Origin of the sequence: Streptomyces sp. ISL-12, assembly GCF_018614415.1 — a bacterium.
Lineage (GTDB): Bacteria > Actinomycetota > Actinomycetes > Streptomycetales > Streptomycetaceae > Streptomyces.
This window is the reverse complement of record NZ_JAGGOO010000059.1, coordinates 13,937-29,722: the sequence shown is the minus strand read 5'-3', so window position 1 is coordinate 29,722 and position 15,786 is coordinate 13,937. Positions and strand designations below refer to the sequence as shown.

16 protein-coding genes and 1 riboswitch are annotated in these 15,786 nt (G+C 73.9%); of the genes, 6 read left to right on the top strand and 10 right to left on the bottom strand.

Translation table 11 applies throughout. The features are described 5' to 3' along the window. Window positions 1–46: 46 nt before the first annotated feature. The 3 genes from J7I94_RS16470 to J7I94_RS16460 all read right to left on the bottom strand — a co-directional run bounded on the left by J7I94_RS16470 (window position 47) and on the right by J7I94_RS16460 (window position 2,335). Entirely contained in the window at window positions 47–445 is a 399-nt protein-coding gene (locus tag J7I94_RS16470) for a DUF3040 domain-containing protein (RefSeq protein WP_215167860.1), read from the bottom strand. A 285-nt stretch (window positions 446–730) separates the two neighbouring features. Next, window positions 731–1,501: a methyltransferase gene (locus tag J7I94_RS16465; RefSeq protein WP_215167859.1), complete on the bottom strand. Its 771-nt coding sequence runs from the start codon at window positions 1,499–1,501 to the stop codon at window positions 731–733. 228 nt (window positions 1,502–1,729) lie between these two features. Continuing rightward, window positions 1,730–2,335 (bottom strand): SAV_6107 family HEPN domain-containing protein, encoded by a 606-nt coding sequence (locus tag J7I94_RS16460; RefSeq protein ID WP_215167858.1) that lies wholly within the window; start codon window positions 2,333–2,335, stop codon window positions 1,730–1,732. 654 nt (window positions 2,336–2,989) lie between these two features. Here J7I94_RS16460 and J7I94_RS16455 point away from each other — a divergent pair. After that, a complete protein-coding gene (locus J7I94_RS16455; protein ID WP_215167857.1) occupies window positions 2,990–4,486 on the top strand; it encodes an NAD(P)/FAD-dependent oxidoreductase in 1,497 nt (498 codons plus the stop codon). Window positions 4,487–4,531: 45 nt separating this feature from the next. Here the strand turns inward: J7I94_RS16455 and J7I94_RS16450 are convergent, their stop codons facing one another. The 6 genes from J7I94_RS16450 to J7I94_RS16425 form a co-directional block, all read right to left on the bottom strand. After that, the gene (locus J7I94_RS16450; protein ID WP_215167856.1) at window positions 4,532–5,530 is read right to left on the bottom strand and encodes a hypothetical protein; all 999 of its coding nucleotides are present in this window, start codon (window positions 5,528–5,530) and stop codon (window positions 4,532–4,534) included. Window positions 5,531–5,586: 56 nt separating this feature from the next. Further along, window positions 5,587–6,510: a methylenetetrahydrofolate reductase [NAD(P)H] gene (gene metF, locus J7I94_RS16445; protein WP_215167855.1), complete on the bottom strand. Its 924-nt coding sequence runs from the start codon at window positions 6,508–6,510 to the stop codon at window positions 5,587–5,589. Window positions 6,511–6,575: 65 nt separating this feature from the next. Then, window positions 6,576–7,259 (bottom strand): thiamine phosphate synthase, encoded by a 684-nt coding sequence (gene thiE / locus J7I94_RS16440; RefSeq protein ID WP_215167854.1) that lies wholly within the window; start codon window positions 7,257–7,259, stop codon window positions 6,576–6,578. A gap of 150 nt (window positions 7,260–7,409) precedes the next feature. Next, a complete protein-coding gene (locus J7I94_RS16435; RefSeq protein ID WP_215167853.1) occupies window positions 7,410–7,775 on the bottom strand; it encodes an Rv2175c family DNA-binding protein in 366 nt (121 codons plus the stop codon). A gap of 111 nt (window positions 7,776–7,886) precedes the next feature. Next, window positions 7,887–9,125: an NAD(P)/FAD-dependent oxidoreductase gene (locus tag J7I94_RS16430; RefSeq protein ID WP_215167852.1), complete on the bottom strand. Its 1,239-nt coding sequence runs from the start codon at window positions 9,123–9,125 to the stop codon at window positions 7,887–7,889. Window positions 9,126–9,249: 124 nt separating this feature from the next. Continuing rightward, the gene (locus J7I94_RS16425) at window positions 9,250–9,588 is read right to left on the bottom strand and encodes a hypothetical protein (protein WP_215167851.1); all 339 of its coding nucleotides are present in this window, start codon (window positions 9,586–9,588) and stop codon (window positions 9,250–9,252) included. Between the two features lie 52 nt (window positions 9,589–9,640). Continuing rightward, window positions 9,641–9,752, top strand: a riboswitch (TPP riboswitch). Between the two features lie 6 nt (window positions 9,753–9,758). Here J7I94_RS16425 and thiO point away from each other — a divergent pair. The 5 genes from thiO (at window position 9,759) to J7I94_RS16400 (ending at window position 14,989) form a co-directional block, all read left to right on the top strand. Beyond that, window positions 9,759–10,973, top strand: coding sequence for a glycine oxidase ThiO (gene thiO / locus J7I94_RS16420; protein ID WP_215167850.1), 1,215 nt, complete (start codon window positions 9,759–9,761; stop codon window positions 10,971–10,973). 2 nt (window positions 10,974–10,975) lie between these two features. Next, window positions 10,976–11,176 (top strand): sulfur carrier protein ThiS, encoded by a 201-nt coding sequence (gene thiS, locus J7I94_RS16415; protein WP_215167925.1) that lies wholly within the window; start codon window positions 10,976–10,978, stop codon window positions 11,174–11,176. Window positions 11,177–11,181: 5 nt separating this feature from the next. Further along, on the top strand, window positions 11,182–11,976 hold the full coding sequence (locus J7I94_RS16410; protein WP_215167849.1) for a thiazole synthase: 795 nt from the start codon (window positions 11,182–11,184) through the stop codon (window positions 11,974–11,976). A 124-nt stretch (window positions 11,977–12,100) separates the two neighbouring features. Next, entirely contained in the window at window positions 12,101–14,032 is a 1,932-nt protein-coding gene (gene pknB, locus J7I94_RS16405) for a Stk1 family PASTA domain-containing Ser/Thr kinase (protein WP_215167848.1), read from the top strand. Window positions 14,033–14,104: 72 nt separating this feature from the next. After that, a complete protein-coding gene (locus tag J7I94_RS16400; RefSeq protein ID WP_215167847.1) occupies window positions 14,105–14,989 on the top strand; it encodes a deoxyribonuclease IV in 885 nt (294 codons plus the stop codon). A gap of 18 nt (window positions 14,990–15,007) precedes the next feature. Here J7I94_RS16400 and J7I94_RS16395 read toward each other — a convergent pair whose 3' ends face one another. Further along, window positions 15,008–15,655 (bottom strand): sulfite oxidase-like oxidoreductase, encoded by a 648-nt coding sequence (locus J7I94_RS16395; protein WP_215167846.1) that lies wholly within the window; start codon window positions 15,653–15,655, stop codon window positions 15,008–15,010. Between the last annotated feature and the right edge of the window lie 131 nt (window positions 15,656–15,786).

The following is a 15,786-nucleotide window of genomic DNA, read 5'->3' as shown; positions in this document are numbered from 1 at the left end:
CGTCACTCATGCCGTCCGGGCCGTCGGCCCGGTCCGGTCAGCGCGGTCAGTGCCCGCCCTGCTCGTCGCGGCGGCGCTGCCAGCGCTCTTCGATGCGGTCCATCATCGAGCGCTTCGGCCGTCCCTGGCGGCGTGCCTGGGGCGCGGCTCCGGCGGCGGGCTGCTCGCCCGGCTTGGGGGCCTTGCGCCAGCCGGTCACCGCGAGGACCGCGCAGCCCAGCATGACGAGGAAGCCCACCACGCTGAGCCAGACCTGCTTGGCGACCATTCCGGCCATGAGGAGTGCGATACCTACGAGAAAGCCCGCGACCGCCTGGTAGACCCGTCGCCGGGTGTACGTACGCAGCCCGCTTCCCTCGAGCGCTGTCGCGAACTTGGGATCTTCGGCGTACAGCGCTCGCTCCATCTGCTCGAGCATGCGCTGCTCGTGCTCCGAGAGCGGCACGGCGTCCTCCTCATCGTGCAGTCGCCGGGGCGACCCGGGGGGTCCCTTCAGGATAGGCAGGGAATCGCCCCCGTGAAACCCGCCCCTCTACGCCAATTGGCCAACCGGTTTCCGCCATGGACGTCCCGGCCCGCTAGATTTCCATTCCCCAGCGGCCGGCCCGTCATGCCGGGCGGTCTCCTTCGATCATACGGCGCCGGGCCCCCGTTCGGGGGGCCTGTGGCGTACTCCATGTGCACGCAAGTAGCTGATCAGGGCCATATCCCGCCAGGTGGCTCAGACCCTTCAGGTCCCGTCGGTCCCTCGGGTCTCACCGAGCACATGGAGCTGGGTGGCCACGGAGTGGAAGGCCGGGAGTTCGGCCGCGGCGGCCTCCAGCTTCAGCAGCGCGTCCAGGGCCCCGGGCTCGGTGTCCACCAGGACGCCGGGGACGAGGTCGGCGAAGACCCGCACCCCGTGGACGGCGCCGATCGTCAGGCCCGCGCCCTCGACCAGGGCGGTGAGCTGCTCGGCGGTGAAGCGGCGCGGGACGGGGTCGCCGGTGCCCCAGCGGCCGTCCGGGTCGCCGAGGGCCTGGCGGGCCTCGGTGAAGTGCCCGGCGAGGGCGCGGGCGAGGACCGCGCCGCCCAGGCCGGCGGCGAGCAGGCTGAGGACGCCCTCGGGCCGCAGGGCGGCCACCGCGTTGCGGACGCCCTCGGCCGGGTCGTCGACGTACTCCAGGACGCCGTGGCAGAGCACGGCGTCGTACCCGCCGCGCTCGGCCACGTCGAAGAGGCCGTGGGCGTCGCCCTGCACGCCCCGCACCCGGTCGTCGACGCCCGCCTCGGCGGCCCGGCGCTCCAGGGCGAACAGGGCGTTGGGGCTGGGGTCGACGACGGTGACGTGGTGGCCCAGGCGGGCCAGGGGCACGGCGAAGTTGCCGCTGCCGCCCCCGGTGTCGAGGACGTCCAGCGCCGGCCGTCCCGTGGCCTTGACGCGGCGGTCGAGGGCGTCCCTGAGAACCTCCCAGACCACGGCGGTACGGAGGGAGGCGCGGGGGCGCGACGGGTCCGACACGGCAGTTGACTCCTCGGCGCGGCACCGCCTCTGCGCGGCGGAGCGAACGGGCTGCCTCCCCTCTGCCCGGTGAGGAAGGGGGGAGACTTCAGGCGTCTCCCACCCTATTGCCTCCTCATGACCTCCTCCGCCCTGCCCGGTCACTCCGCTGGTGCCACGTGCCACCGGGGGCGAACCGCCCGGGACCAGGCTCGGGATCAGGCCCGGAATCAGGGGAGCATCCGAGGGTCACCCCGCGTCCGGCAGGCCGCGCCCCGGGGCTTCCGGAGCGCCGTCCCGAGGGTCACCGGGGCCGGGGGGCCCGCCGCTCTCCGGCCGGTCGCCGTCGGCACGGGGCTGCGGGAGGACCGGCTGGAGGACCAGCATCCGCTCCACCAGGCGCAGGAACATCGCCACGTCGCGTACGAGGTCGTCGGCGTCCCGACTGCTCGCCGCGCCCTTGATGCCCGCCTCGGCCCGGGCGCGGCGCCGGGCCCCCGAGGCGAACAGCGCGCTCCACTCGGTCAGCTCGGGCGCGATCTCGGGCAGCACCTCCCAGGCGCTGCGGATCCGGGCCCGGGCCCTGGCCGTGGGTTCCGGGCGGCCCCGGGCCGCGAGCACGGCGGCCGCGGTGCGCAGGGCGGCGAGGTGGGCCCGCGCGTACCGCTCGTTGGGGGTTTCCAGGACGGCGGCCTCGTCCAGTCCGGCGTGGGCCTGGGCGAGGAGGTCGAGGGCGGCGGGCGGGGCCGTGGCCCGGCGCAGCACGGGGTGCACGTCGCTCGCCGGGCCGGTCAGTGAGGGGGCAGGGCCGGTGGCGCGGCGCCGACGGGCGGCGGCCGCGGAGGAGTTGGCCATGACGAACCTCCTGTCGTCTGTGTGACGGCACGGGTGCCGTGAGTACCCATCGTGGGGTATGGCACTGACAATCCGTTCCGACCTGGACTTTTGCCTCGATCAGGAGTTCGCGCAGGAGTCGCTTCGGGTGGTGCCGGGCACGATGCGGTGACCGGCTCGGGGCGGGCGGACGGGCACACGGGAGAGCGCCGGTCCGTTGTGGCCGCGTCCCCCGCGGGCCACCGCCGGACCGGCGCTCCCTGTTGCTCCCCCGTACGTCCCCCGTACGTTCCCCCGTCGGACCGCCTCACGTTCCCCCGTACGGCCGTCCTCCGGGTTCCCCCGTGCCTCGCTCCCGCCGGTCTCGGCCGGCGGAAGGAGCGGATCGTGGGCCCGGCCACCGCTCCGGCGCCCCGTGTCGCCGGTGCCGCGGCCGTGCCCCTCTCCGTGCCCTCACTCTCTCGTTTCCGCAGGTCGGCCCCCATCCGTGCGGGTACTCAACTGTCCGCCTAGGTACGGATACTCAGCCCTGCGCTCCCCTCCCCACGCCCTCCCTCCCCCGTCTGGTGCGCACCGCGCCCGCTCCGGAACTCCCCCGGCCCGGTACCGCGCGGAAGACCGCAGGTCAGGGCCCTCCCGACGGGATTGTCAGCGGTGGCGGATAAAGTCCCTGGCATGGCACGGATTGCGGTGATCGGCGCCGGGATGGGCGCGCTGGCGGCGTCGGCCCGGCTGGCCGTCGCGGGCCACCGGGTGACGGTGTACGAGCGCACCGGGACGTACGGCGGGGCGGTGCGCCGTTTCGAGCGGGACGGTTTCTCCTTCGACACCGGGCCCGGTCTGCTGCCGCTGCCCGCGGTCTGGCGGGACCTCTTCGTCAAGACCGGCAAGGAGCCGCTGGAGCAGTGCGTCGAGACGGTGCAGGTCGACCCGTCGTCCCGGCACGTCTTCGCGGACGGCACCGAGGTGGTGCTGCCCAACGCCTCACGCGCGGGCGTCGTCGGCGCGCTGGACGAGGGGCTCGGCGCGGGCGCCGGTCAGCGCTGGGGCGACTTCCTGGTGCGGGCCCGCGAGGCCTGGGACCGGACGCGCCGGCCGCTGCTGGAGGAGCCGCTGTGGCCCGACTGGCGGGTGCTGGGCGAGCGCGAGCCCTACCCGGCCGTCCCGCACAAGCGGCTGCTGCGCACCCGCCGGGCCGGCACGCTCGCCGAGGTCGGCGCCTGGGAGCTGCGCGACCCCCGGCTGGCCGCGCTCCTGGAGAGCCACGCCCTGGCCCACGGCCTCGATCCCCGTACGGCTCCGGCGAGCGCCGCGGTGCTGCCGTACATGGAGCACGCCTTCGGCGTCTGGTACGTCCGCGGCGGTCTGCGCGAGCTGGCGCGGGCGGTGTACGAGCGGTGCCTGGCCCGCAGGGTGGAGTTCCGCTTCGGCACCGAGGTCGCGGCGGTCACCGAGAAGGACGGCCGGGCGGCGGGCGTGGAGCTGGCGGACGGCACGGTGGCGGAGGCCGACTTCGTGGTCGCAGGTGTCGCGCCCGGCGTGCTGGACCGTCTCACCGGGGGCGCGGGGATACGCGAGGCCGGCGAGGTCCCGGCGCGGCGGGGCGGGGCGAGCCGGCTGACGGTGCTGCTGGCGCTGCGCGGCGGCCGGCCCGAGGGCGTCGCGCACCGCACGGTGGTGCACGCGCCGGACCGGGACGCCGAGCTGGCCGCCCTGTTCGGCGACGCCCCCGGCATGAGCGCGCGGCCGACGGTGACGGTGCTGCGGCCGGACGACCCGGCGCTGACACCGGACGCGGAGCACGAGGCGGCCGTCCTCACGGCGGTGGTACCGGCGGCGGACGGGGAGGATCACAGTGAACGGGCGGAGCAGTTGATGGCCGTCGCCGAGCGCGCGGTCCCCGGGCTGCGCGACCGTCTACTCTGGCACGAGACGCACACCCCGGCGGACGTCGCGGAGGCGACCGGTGCCGAGGGCGGAGCGGTTCCGGCGCCGGCCCTGGCCGCGGCCGGCGGGCGGCTGCTGCACCCGTCGAACACCACGCGCGTGGGCGGCCTGTTCACCGTGGGCGGCTGGTCGCATCCGGGCGGCGGCCTGCCGCACGCGGGGATGTCGGGCGCGCTGGTCGCGGGGCTGATCGTGGAGGGGCCGGAGTTCCGCGGCTCGCGGTGAGGCGGGCCGGTCGTCCGGGCCGCCGGGGCGGGGCCGGGGCCCGGGTCAGTACCGGTACTGCTGCTCGTCGTACCCCTGGCCGCCCTGCGGCTGCCCCTGTGCCCCGTGCTGGCCGTCCCCCTGTTGGTAGGGATAGGGCTGCTCCGGCGGGAGATCGCCGCCGTACGCGTCGTCGGTGCTGCGCTGCTGCGGGACCCATACCCCGCCGGCCGGGGTCTCGCCGCCGTAGCCGCCGGTGCCGTACTGGTCCTGCTGCCCGTAGCCCTGCGGGGCGTACCCCTGCTGCTGCCCGGTGGTGTCGTAGCCGGTGTCGTACCCGGTGCCGCCGTAGGTGTGGGTGCCGATGTACGGGTCGGAGTAGGCGGCGTACTGCTCCTGGCCGGTGGCGTCGTAGCCGTAGGACTGCTGCTGGCCGTAGCCGGAGTAGTCGTAGGAGTAGGAGCCGTCCGCGGTCTGCGCGGCCGGTGTCTGCTGCTGGTCCTGGCCGCCGTAGCCCGCCGTGTCGTAGGTGCCGTAGGTGCCGGTGTCGTCGGGCATCGGCAGCGGCTGGTAGACGGGGGTCCCCTCGGCCGGGGTGTCGGTGGGGCGCCCGGAGGCGAACACGTCGTCCTGGTCGTCGCGCCCGTAGCCGTACGCGGCGGTGTCCTGGAGGGAGGAGGTGCCGTCGGGGCCGGCGGGCGGGTGCTCGCCACCGGGGCCCGGCTCGGCCGCCTCCAGGCCCGAGACCTCCAACTCCGGTTCTCTCCGGCCCGGTTCGGGGCGGCGGCGCTTGCTGCCGACGAGGCCCGCCGGGGCCTGGACGGCCCACCCCTCCGCGAAGCCGCGGCGGAACGACAGGGTGACGTAGGTCTGGCCGATCGCGAAGGCGATCGCGCCGAGCGCGATGACGACGACCGACGGGATCAGCACGCCGAGCACGACGCCGAGGAACCCGGCGAAGGCCAACAGCCGCCAGCGCAGGCGCGCCTTGTACTGCAGCAGCACCTCACCGAGCAGCCACAGCGCGACGATGCCGAACGCGATGTAGAGGACCGCCCAGCCCATGTACGCCCCTCTCCCAGTGACCGCTACGCAGTGTGTCGTATGTACGTGCGGCCGGTCTAGGCCCGCGGTGAGCGGTGCAGGCCCAGGTTCTCGTAGATTTCCAGCGTCGCCGTGGAGTTGTTGAGCGTGATGAAGTGCAACCCGGGCACACCTTCGGCCAGTAGCCGCGCGCAGAACTCCGTGGCGAACTCGATGCCAATGGAGCGTACAGCGGTCGGATCGTCCTTTGCTGTGAGGATCCGTTCTTTCAGATCATCGGGGAACGAGGCGTTGCTGAGCTTCGGCAGCCTCTCCAGCATCTTCACGCTGGTCACCGGCATGACCTCGGGGATGACGGGGGTCTCGCAGCCCGCCGCGACGACCTTGTCACGCAGTCTCAGATAGGACTCGGGGTGGAAGAACATCTGCGTGATCGCGTAGTCGGCGCCGGCCCGGCACTTGTCGACGAAGCGCGTCACGTCCTCGTCCCAGTCGGCGGAGCGCGGGTGCATCTCCGGGAAGGCGGCGACGCCCACGCAGAAGTCGCCCGACTCCTTGATGAGTTCGACGAGTTCGGCGGCGTAGGTCAGGCCCTTGGGGTGCGGCACCCAGTCGCCCATCGGGTCACCGGGCGGGTCGCCGCGCACGGCGAGGATGTTGCGGATGCCGGCGTCGGCGTACTGCCCGATGATGTTGCGCAGTTCGGCGACGGAGTGGTTGACGGCGGTGAGGTGCGCGACCGGGGTCAGCGTGGTGTCGGAGGCGATCCGCTCGGTCGCCCGCACCGTGCCGGCGCGGGTGGAGCCGCCCGCGCCGTAGGTCACGGAGACGAAGCTGGGGGCCACCGCCTCGACCCTGCGGAGCGCGTTCCAGAGGTTGCGCTCGCCCTTCTCCGTCTTGGGCGCCCAGAACTCGAACGAGTACGTCGCCTTTCCGGTCGCGAGCATGTCGCGAACGGTGCGCGCGTGATCAGTCCTGGTGGATGCCGTTCCGAGGGCCATACCGGCAGGTTAACCAGGGGTCCCCGGTCACCCAACCGGAGTCGAAGAATTGTCCGTATTGTCGGCTACTTGTCCATCCCTTGGACATCGGCGGCGCTCCTGAGCCGCTCGGCGAACTCGGCCGCCGCCGCGCCCGGGTCGTCGGCCTCGGTGAGCGCGCGGACGACTACGGCCCGGCGGGCGCCCGCGTCGAGGACCTGGTCCAGGTTGCGCAGGTCGATGCCGCCGATGGCGAACCAGGGGCGGTCGGTGCGGAGGGAGGCGGCGTACCGGACCAGGTCCAGGCCGGGGGCGTGGCGGCCGGGCTTGGTGGGGGTGGGCCAGCAGGGGCCGGTGCAGAAGTAGTCCACGCCGTCCTGCGCGGCAGCGGCGGCGGCCTCGGACTCGGCGTGGGTGGAGCGGCCGATGAGGACGTCGTCCCCGAGGATCGCGCGGGCGGCGGGCACCGGGAGGTCGCCCTGGCCGAGGTGGAGTACGTCGGCGCGGGCGGCGTGGGCGACGTCCGCCCGGTCGTTGACCGCGAGGAGCTTGCCGTGCCGGGCGCATGCCTCGGCGAACACGGAGAGGTGCTCCAGTTCCTCCGCCGCCTCCATGCCCTTGTCCCGCAGCTGCACGATGTCGACGCCGCCGGCCAGCACCGCGTCCAGGAACTCCGGCAGGTCGCCCTGGCGCTTGCGGGCGTCCGTGCAGAGGTAGAGGCGGGCGTCGGCGAGGCGGTCGCGGGCGGTGACGGCGGCGGTTTCGGGCATGGGTGGTGCGTCCCCCGTGTGGGTGATGGATGGAGATGTGGGTGATGGATGGAGAGCCGCCCCGTTCGGGCGGGGCGGCCGGGCCGGGTCAGCCCCGCCCGGCGGCGTGCGGGACGCGGCCCGCACGCCGGAGGGGGCCAGGCGGGCAGGTCAGACCGCCAGCGCCTGGGCGCGGCGCTTCACCTCCGTACCGCGATTCTCACTGAGTGCCTGCGCCGGCGTGCCGGGCAGGCTGTCGTCCGGCGTGAAGAGCCACTCCAGCATCTCCTCGTCCGTGAAGCCGTCGTCCCGCAGCAGCGTCAGCGTCCCGGACAGGCCCTTGACGACCTTGTCGCCGTCGATGAAGGCCGCGGGGACGTGCAGCGCGCGGTTCTCACCGCGGCGTACGGCGATGAGCTGGCCGTCCTTGACCAGCTGCCGCACCCGGGTCACCTCGACGTCGAGCATCTCGGCGATGTCGGGAAGGGTGAGCCAGGCAGGGACGAGAGCATCGATCTTTGCGTCAATCTCGGTCACCCCTCAAGCCTGCCATCTGCCACTGACACGCGGAAGCCGGACCCCTCCGACCAGCGCGGACGGGCCGAGACCACACCCCGTGATCCCTCGCCCCGCGACCCCGCTCCCCCGTCACGCCACCGCCGACTTCAGCGGCCTGGCCGGGTCCGCCAGGAGCCGCGCGTCCAGTGCCGCGCCCGACTCGATCAGCCGACGGCCCTGGGCCAGGTCCCGGGGCCGGCCCACCGCCAGCAGCGCGACGAGCCGGTCCGCGCGCAGCCAGCAGACGGTCCAGGCGGGCCCGGCGGGGTCGCCGCGCCAGACCAGGGTGTCGCCGGCCGGATGGTGCCCCGCGTACTGGACGAAGCGGCCGAACTGCTCGGACCAGAAGTACGGCACCGGGTCGTACACCGGCGGCGGCTCCCCCGTGGCGGCGCCGATGATGTCGGCGGCCACCGTGCGCGGCCCCTGGAGGGCGTTGTCCCAGTGGTGCACGAGCAGCCGCTCCCCGTACCGGCCGGAGGGGAAGGAGGCACAGTCGCCGACCGCGTGGACGTCGGGGACGGAGGTGCGCAGGCGGTCGTCGGCCAGGACCTCGCCGTGGGTGCCGAGGGCGATCCCGGAGCCGGCCAGCCAGGCGGTGGCGGGCCGGGCGCCGATGCCGACGACGACCGCGCCGGCGGGCACGCGCGTGCCGTCGTCGAGGACCACGGCGCCCGGTTCGACGCGCTTCACGCGCGCGTGGGTGCGCAGCACCGCTCCCGCGTCGGCGTACCAGTCGGTCATCGGGGCGGCGACCTCGGCGGGCAGCGCCCCGGCGAGCGGCCGGTCGGCGGCCTCCACGACGGTCACCGCGCACCCGGCCTCCCGCGCGGCGGTGGCGAACTCGGCGCCGATCCAGCCCGCGCCGACGACCACGATGTCGTGCTGCCGGGCGAGCACCGGGCGCAGCCGCTCGGCGTCGTCCAGGGTGCGCAGCAGATGGACGTCGGGGACGTCCTCCGCGCCGGGCAGCCGCAGCGGCTCGGCGCCGGTCGCGAGGACGAGGGAGTCGTACGGCACCGGCCCCGCGGAGGTGTCCAGCAGGTGCTCGCCGGGTCGGACGCCCAGCGCCTCCCGCCCGAGCCGCAGCTCGATGCCGAGCGCCTCGAAGTCGACGTCGAAGGCGGAGCCCTCGGCGGTGCCCAGCAGGACGGCCTTGGACAGCGGGGGCCGGTCGTACGGCTGGTGCGGTTCGGCGCCGATCAGTGTCACTGTGCCGGTGAAGCCCTGTTCGCGCAGGGCGACCGCCGTCTGCACGCCGGCCATGCCCGCGCCCACGACGACCACGCGCCGCGCGGAGCCGCCTCGCTCCTGCGTCTGCTCGCTCACCTGATCACCTTAGACACCTGACTCACTGTCGGTCAGGGGGCACGTTCAGTGACCTGCTGCACACCTGCTGCACACCTGCCGCACGCCAGCGCCTGCCATACCTGCCGCACACCGGCCCTGGCCGTCACCGGACCTGTTCCACCACGCTGGTCCCGCTGCCCTCCGCCGACTCCCACTCCCAGCTCTCCTCCAGCCGTACCCGCCCGTCCGGCAGGCCGACGACGTCCGACACGCAGTGCCCGCCGGCCGTGGAGCCGTCCGTCCTGAGCTGCACGTACCGGAAGTCGAGCCGGTCCCCCTCGCGCGTCCCCACCAGGTGCCCGCGGACGACGTCGCCGCCGGCGTACTCGGCCCAGACGGCGCCGTCCTGCTCGTGGTAGGTGAAGCGGGTCCGGGTGCCGACCTGGCCGGGCGCCTGGTCGGCGACCGGGACGAACACGAGACCGTCGAGCGAACGTGCCACCGGCGGACACTCCCTTACAGAGGCGGACATCGAACAGTTAGGGTGGCCAACGTAAGGCACTCGCGGGAGCCCGGACGCACCGGGCTGAGAGGGAGGCTGGCGGCCTCCGACCGTACGAACCTGATCCGGGTCATGCCGGCGAAGGGAGGGGCTGGACGCCTATGTCACCCATGTCACCCGCGTCCGAGGCATCCGACGCATCCGACGCGTTCGACGTCCTGATCGTCGGGGGCGGGATCATCGGCCTGGTCACCGCCTGGCGGGCCGCGCAGCGCGGGCTGGTCACGGCGGTGGTGGACCCGGCGCCGGGCGGCGGGGCCGCCCGGGTGGCGGCCGGGATGCTGGCCGCCGTCACCGAGCTGCACTACGGCGAGCAGACCCTGCTCGCCCTGAACCTCGCCTCGGTCCGCCGCTACCCCGCCTTCGCCGCGGAGCTGTCCGAAGCCACCGGGCACGACCTCGGTTACCGCCGCTGCGGCACCCTGGCCGTCGCGCTCGACTCCGACGACCGGGCGCACCTGCGGGAGCTGCACGCCTTCCAGCGGCAGTCGGGGCTGGAGTCCGAGTGGCTGTCGGGGCGTGACTGCCGGCGCCTGGAGCCGATGCTCGCGCCGGGCGTGCGCGGGGGGCTCCGGGTGGACGGCGACCACCAGATCGACCCCCGGCGGCTGGCCGCGGCGCTGCTGACCGCCTGCGAACGGGCGGGCGTGCGCTTCCACCGGACCACGGCCGAGCGGCTCACCGTCGCCCGGGACCGCGCCACGGGCCTCGTGACGGCCGACGGCACCGCCCTGGCGGCCGGGCAGGTCGTCCTGGCCGCGGGCAGCCTCAGCGGCCGTCTGGCGGGCGTACCGGAGGGCGTGCTGCCGCCGGTGCGGCCCGTGAAGGGCCAGGTGCTGCGGCTGACGATGCCGCCGGGACAGCCGCCCCTGCTCCACCGCACCGTCCGCGCGGTGGTCCGCGGCAACCCGCTCTACCTGGTGCCCCGCGAAAGCGGCGAACTCGTCGTCGGCGCGACCAGCGAGGAGCTGGGCTGGGACACGACCGTCACCGCCGGCGGCGTCTACGAGCTGCTGCGCGACGCCCACGAGCTGGTCCCGGGCATCACCGAGCTGCCCCTGACGGAGACCCTCGCGGGCCTGCGCCCCGGCTCCCCGGACAACGCGCCGCTGCTCGGCCCGACCGCCCTGGACGGCCTGCTGCTGGCCACCGGGCACTTCCGCAACGGCGTGCTGCTCACCCCGGTCACCGGCAACGTCATGGCGCACGTCCTGACCACCGGCGAGCTGCCCGAGGAGGCCCGCCCCTTCACCCCCGGCCGGTTCGGCACCACCCAGGCGCCCGTCCAGGCGCCCGCCCCCGCACCCACGGAGCAGCCCGCATGAGCATCAGCATCTCGGTCAACGGGGAGCCGCGCCAGGTGTCCCCCGGAACGGCGCTCGACACCCTCGTACGGACCCTCACCGAGGCGCCGTCCGGGGTGGCCGCCGCCCTCAACGAAACCGTCGTCCCACGCGCGCGGTGGTCGCACACCGCGCTGTCCGACGGCGACCGCGTCGAAGTACTCACCGCCGTGCAAGGAGGCTGAGAACCATGGCCGACGATCCCTTCGTCCTCGGCGGTACGTCCTTCACGTCCCGCCTGATCATGGGCACCGGCGGGGCCCCCAGCCTGGACGTGCTGGAGCGCTCCCTGGTGGCGTCCGGGACCGAGCTGACGACGGTCGCCATGCGGCGCGTGAACCCGTCCGTGCACGGCTCCGTGCTGTCGGTGCTGGAGAGGCTCGGCATCCGGGTGCTGCCCAACACGGCGGGCTGCTTCACCGCCGGGGAGGCCGTGCTGACCGCCCGCCTGGCGCGCGAGGCCCTCGGCACCGACCTGGTCAAGCTGGAGGTCATCGCCGACGAGCGCACCCTGCTGCCGGACCCGGTCGAGCTGCTGGACGCGGCCGAGACCCTGGTCGACGACGGCTTCACGGTGCTGCCGTACACCAACGACGACCCGGTACTGGCGCGGAAGCTGGAGGACGTCGGCTGCGCGGCGGTCATGCCGCTGGGCTCGCCGATCGGTTCCGGGCTCGGCATCCGCAACCCGCACAACTTCCAGCTGATCGTCGAACACGCGCGCGTACCGGTGATCCTGGACGCCGGGGCCGGTACGGCGTCGGACGCGGCGCTGGCGATGGAGCTGGGCTGCGCGGGTGTGATGCTCGCCTCGGCGGTGACCCGGGCGCAGGAGCCGGTCCTCATGGCGGAGGCGATGCGGCACGCGGTGGAGGCCGGCCGGCTGGCCCGGCGGGCGGGACGCATCCCGCGCCGGCACTTCGCCGAGGCCTCCTCCCCGACGTCCGGCATGGCCGCCCTGGACCCGGAGCGGCCCGCGTTCTGACCCGGGGCGCGGCGGCGGCCGCCCGGCCGCCGCCGCGTGGGGTGCGTCACAGGTCGGTCGCGGTAGCGCCCGGGCGGCGGTCGTACACAGCCGTCTGTCAGCGACGGCTCGTACACTCACCTGCGTGGACACGACCCTTCAGGACCCTCTGGTCGGGCAGGAGCTCGACGGCCGGTACCGCGTCGACGCGCGGATCGCGGTCGGCGGGATGGCCACGGTCTACCGGGCCGTGGACACCCGCCTGGACCGTGTGCTCGCGCTGAAGGTGATGCACCCGACGCTGGCGGCCGACGGCACGTTCGTCGAGCGGTTCATCCGCGAGGCCAAGTCGGTCGCCCGGCTCGCCCACCCCAACGTCGTCCAGGTCTTCGACCAGGGCACCGACGGGGGCTACGTCTACCTGGCGATGGAGTACGTCTCCGGCTGCACCCTGCGGGACGTGCTGCGCGAGCGCGGGGCGCTGCGGCCCCGGGCCGCCCTGGACATCCTGGAGCCGATACTGGCCGCGCTCGGCGCCGCGCACCGCGCGGGGTTCGTGCACCGCGACATGAAGCCGGAGAACGTGCTGATCGGGGACGACGGCCGGGTCAAGGTCGCCGACTTCGGCCTGGTCCGCGCCGTCAACACGGTCACCAGCACCACCGGCGCCGTCCTGGGCACCGTCTCCTACCTGGCGCCCGAGCAGATCGAGCACGGCACCGCCGACCCTCGCGTCGACGTCTACGCGTGCGGTGTGGTCCTGTACGAGATGCTGACCGGCGCCAAGCCGCACCAGGGGGACTCCCCCGCCCAGGTGCTCTACCAGCACCTCAACGAGGACGTGCCGCCGCCGTCCGCCGCCGTGCCGGACCTGGCGTACGAGCTGGACGACCTGGTCGCCACGGCGACCGCGCGCAACCCCGAGATCCGCCCGCACGACGCGGTGGCGCTGCTCGCGCGGGCCCGCGAGGCGCGCGCGGCGCTCACCGCCGCCCAGCTGGACGCCGTACCGCCGCAGGCGCTGTCCGGCGCGCACGACAACGCCGACGACCGTACGAGCGTGATCCCGCGCGCGCTGACCATGATCCGTCCGCTGCCGGTGAACGAGGACGAGGCACCTGCCGCGGACGGCTACGACCGCACCAGCAGACTGGACCCGCCGCCGCCCCCGCCGCGGCGCGGCCCCGGTCTGCGACGCGGCCCGCTGGCGATCGTCGTCGCCGTCCTGCTGGCGCTCGGCGTCGGCGCGGGCGTCTGGTACATCAACTCGGGACAGTTCACCGAGGTGCCGCCGCTGCTGGAGAAGACCGAGGCACAGGCCAAGGCCCGGCTGGAGAAGTCCGGCCTGGACGTCGGCGACATCGAGCACGCGTACAGCGACACGGTGGAGCGGGGCGCGGTCATCAGCACCGACCCGGCGGCGGGCACCCGTATCCGGAACAACGACTCGGTGTCGTTCACCGTCTCCGACGGGCCGAAGACGGTGGAGCTGGCCGATGTGGAGGGCTACCGCCTGGACCGGGCCAAGTCGGTGCTGAAGGAGGACGGACTGGAGCCCGGCATGGTCACCCGTGCCTTCAGCGACGACGTCCCCGAGGGCTTCGTGATCTCCACCGACCCCGGGGCGGGCACCACGGTGCGCGCCGGATCGGCCGTCGCCCTCACCGTCAGCAAGGGCAGGGCGGTGGACGTCCCGGACGTCACCGGCGACGACCTGGCGGACGCGCGCGCCGAACTGGAGGACGCCGGCCTGAAGGTGGAGGTCGCCACGGAGCGGGTGAACTCCGACGACTACGACGCGGGCCAGGTCGCGCGGCAGTCGCCCGGCGACGGCGAGCGGGTCGCCGAGGGCGACACGGTGACGCTGACGGTCTCCAAGGGCCCGGAGCGGATCGAGGTCCCGGACGTGGTCGGTGACGACGTCGACGACGCGCGGCAGGAACTGGAGGACGCCGGCTTCGAGGTCGAGGAGGACCGCGGACTGCTCGGCCTGTTCGGCGACACCGTCAAGAGCCAGTCCGTCGAGGGCGGCGACACGGCACCGAAGGGTTCCAAGATCACCCTGACGATCCGCTGACCGCTCCACCGACCGCCCGCCGAAGATCCGCCGACGACCGCCCCGTGCCGGCCTGGCATCCTGGACCAGGACATGAGCACACCACCTTCGCCCCCGCCCGCCCGCCGCAACCCCGTCGGCGCCCACGTCCCCGTCGCCGGCGGCCTGCACTCCGTGGGCCTGCCCTACGCCCGTGACCTGAAGGCCGAGGCCGTCCAGGTCTTCGTCGCCAACCCGCGCGGCTGGGCCACCCCCGTCGGCAACCCGAAGCAGGACGAGGCGTTCCGCGCGGCCTGCGCGGCGGAGTCGATCCCCGCCTACGTCCACGCTCCGTACCTGATCAACTTCGGTTCGCACACCGAGGCGACCGCGGAGAAGTCGGTCGAGTCGCTGCGGCACTCGCTGCGCCGGGGTCGGCAGATCGGCGCCCTCGGCGTGGTGGTGCACACCGGCAGCGCGACCGGCGGCCGGGAGCGGGCGGTGGCGCTGGCGCAGGTACGGGAGCGCCTGCTGCCGCTCCTGGACGAGCTGACCCACGACGACGACCCGTACCTGCTGCTGGAGTCGACCGCCGGGCAGGGCGCCTCGCTGTGCGCGCGGACCTGGGACTTCGGGCCGTACTTCGAGGCGCTGGACGCCCATCCGAGGCTGGGCGTCTGCCTGGACACCTGCCACATCTTCGCCGCCGGACACGACCTGGCCGGCCCGGACGGCATGCGGCAGACCCTGGACCTGCTGGTGGACACCGTCGGCGAGGGCCGGCTGAAGCTGATCCACGCCAACGACTCCAAGGACGTGGCCGGCGCCCACAAGGACCGGCACGCCAACATCGGCGCCGGTCACATCGGCGAGGACCCGTTCCGCGAGCTGATGGCGCACCCCGCGACCGCGGGCGTACCGCTGGTCATCGAGACGCCCGGCGGCAAGGAGGGGCACGCGGCGGACGTGGAGCGCCTGAAGAAGCTCCGGGACGGCTGAGCCCCTCCAGCTCGGGCCCTACAGCTCGGGCCCCTCCCCCGGCTCCTCCTGGTAGGAGTAGCGCTGCTCGCGCCACGGGTCGCCGATGTTGTGGTAACCGCGCTCCTCCCAGAAGCCGCGGCGGTCGGCGGTCATGTACTCGATGCCGCGGACCCATTTGGGGCCCTTCCAGGCGTACAGGTGCGGGACGACCAGCCGGAGCGGGAAGCCGTGCTCGGCGGTGAGCAGTTCGCCGTCCTTGTGGGTGGCGAAGAGGGTGCGCTCTGCCGCGAAGTCGGACAGGCGCAGGTTGGAGCTGAAGCCGTACTCCGCCCACACCATCACATGGGTGACGGAAGGCGCGGGCGGGGCGATGCCGAGGACCGTACGGGCGGGGACGCCGCCCCACTCGGCGCCGAGCATGCTGAACTTCGTCACGCAGTGCAGGTCGCCCACGACCGTGGTGTACGGCAGGGCGGTGAACTCCTCGTGGTTCCAGCAGTGCTTCTCGCCGTCGGCGGTGGCGCCGAAGACCCGGAACTCCCAGCGCTCGGGCCGGAACTTGGGGACCGGCCCGTAGTGCGTGACCGGCCAGCCGCGCTGGAGCCGCTGCCCCGGCGGGAGATCGGGCTGTGCCGCCCCTCTCGAAGCACCTTCTCCCGACTCGCGTCCCACCGGCTGACCCATGTCTCCATCCTGACAGACCGGGGCCGTTGTCCGAGAACGGGCCCATTTAAAGTCAGTCTTGAATTCCGGCAATAAACCACAAATTGACTAAGCCAGGACTTACTTACTAAGTGCAGACTTACTGGACGATC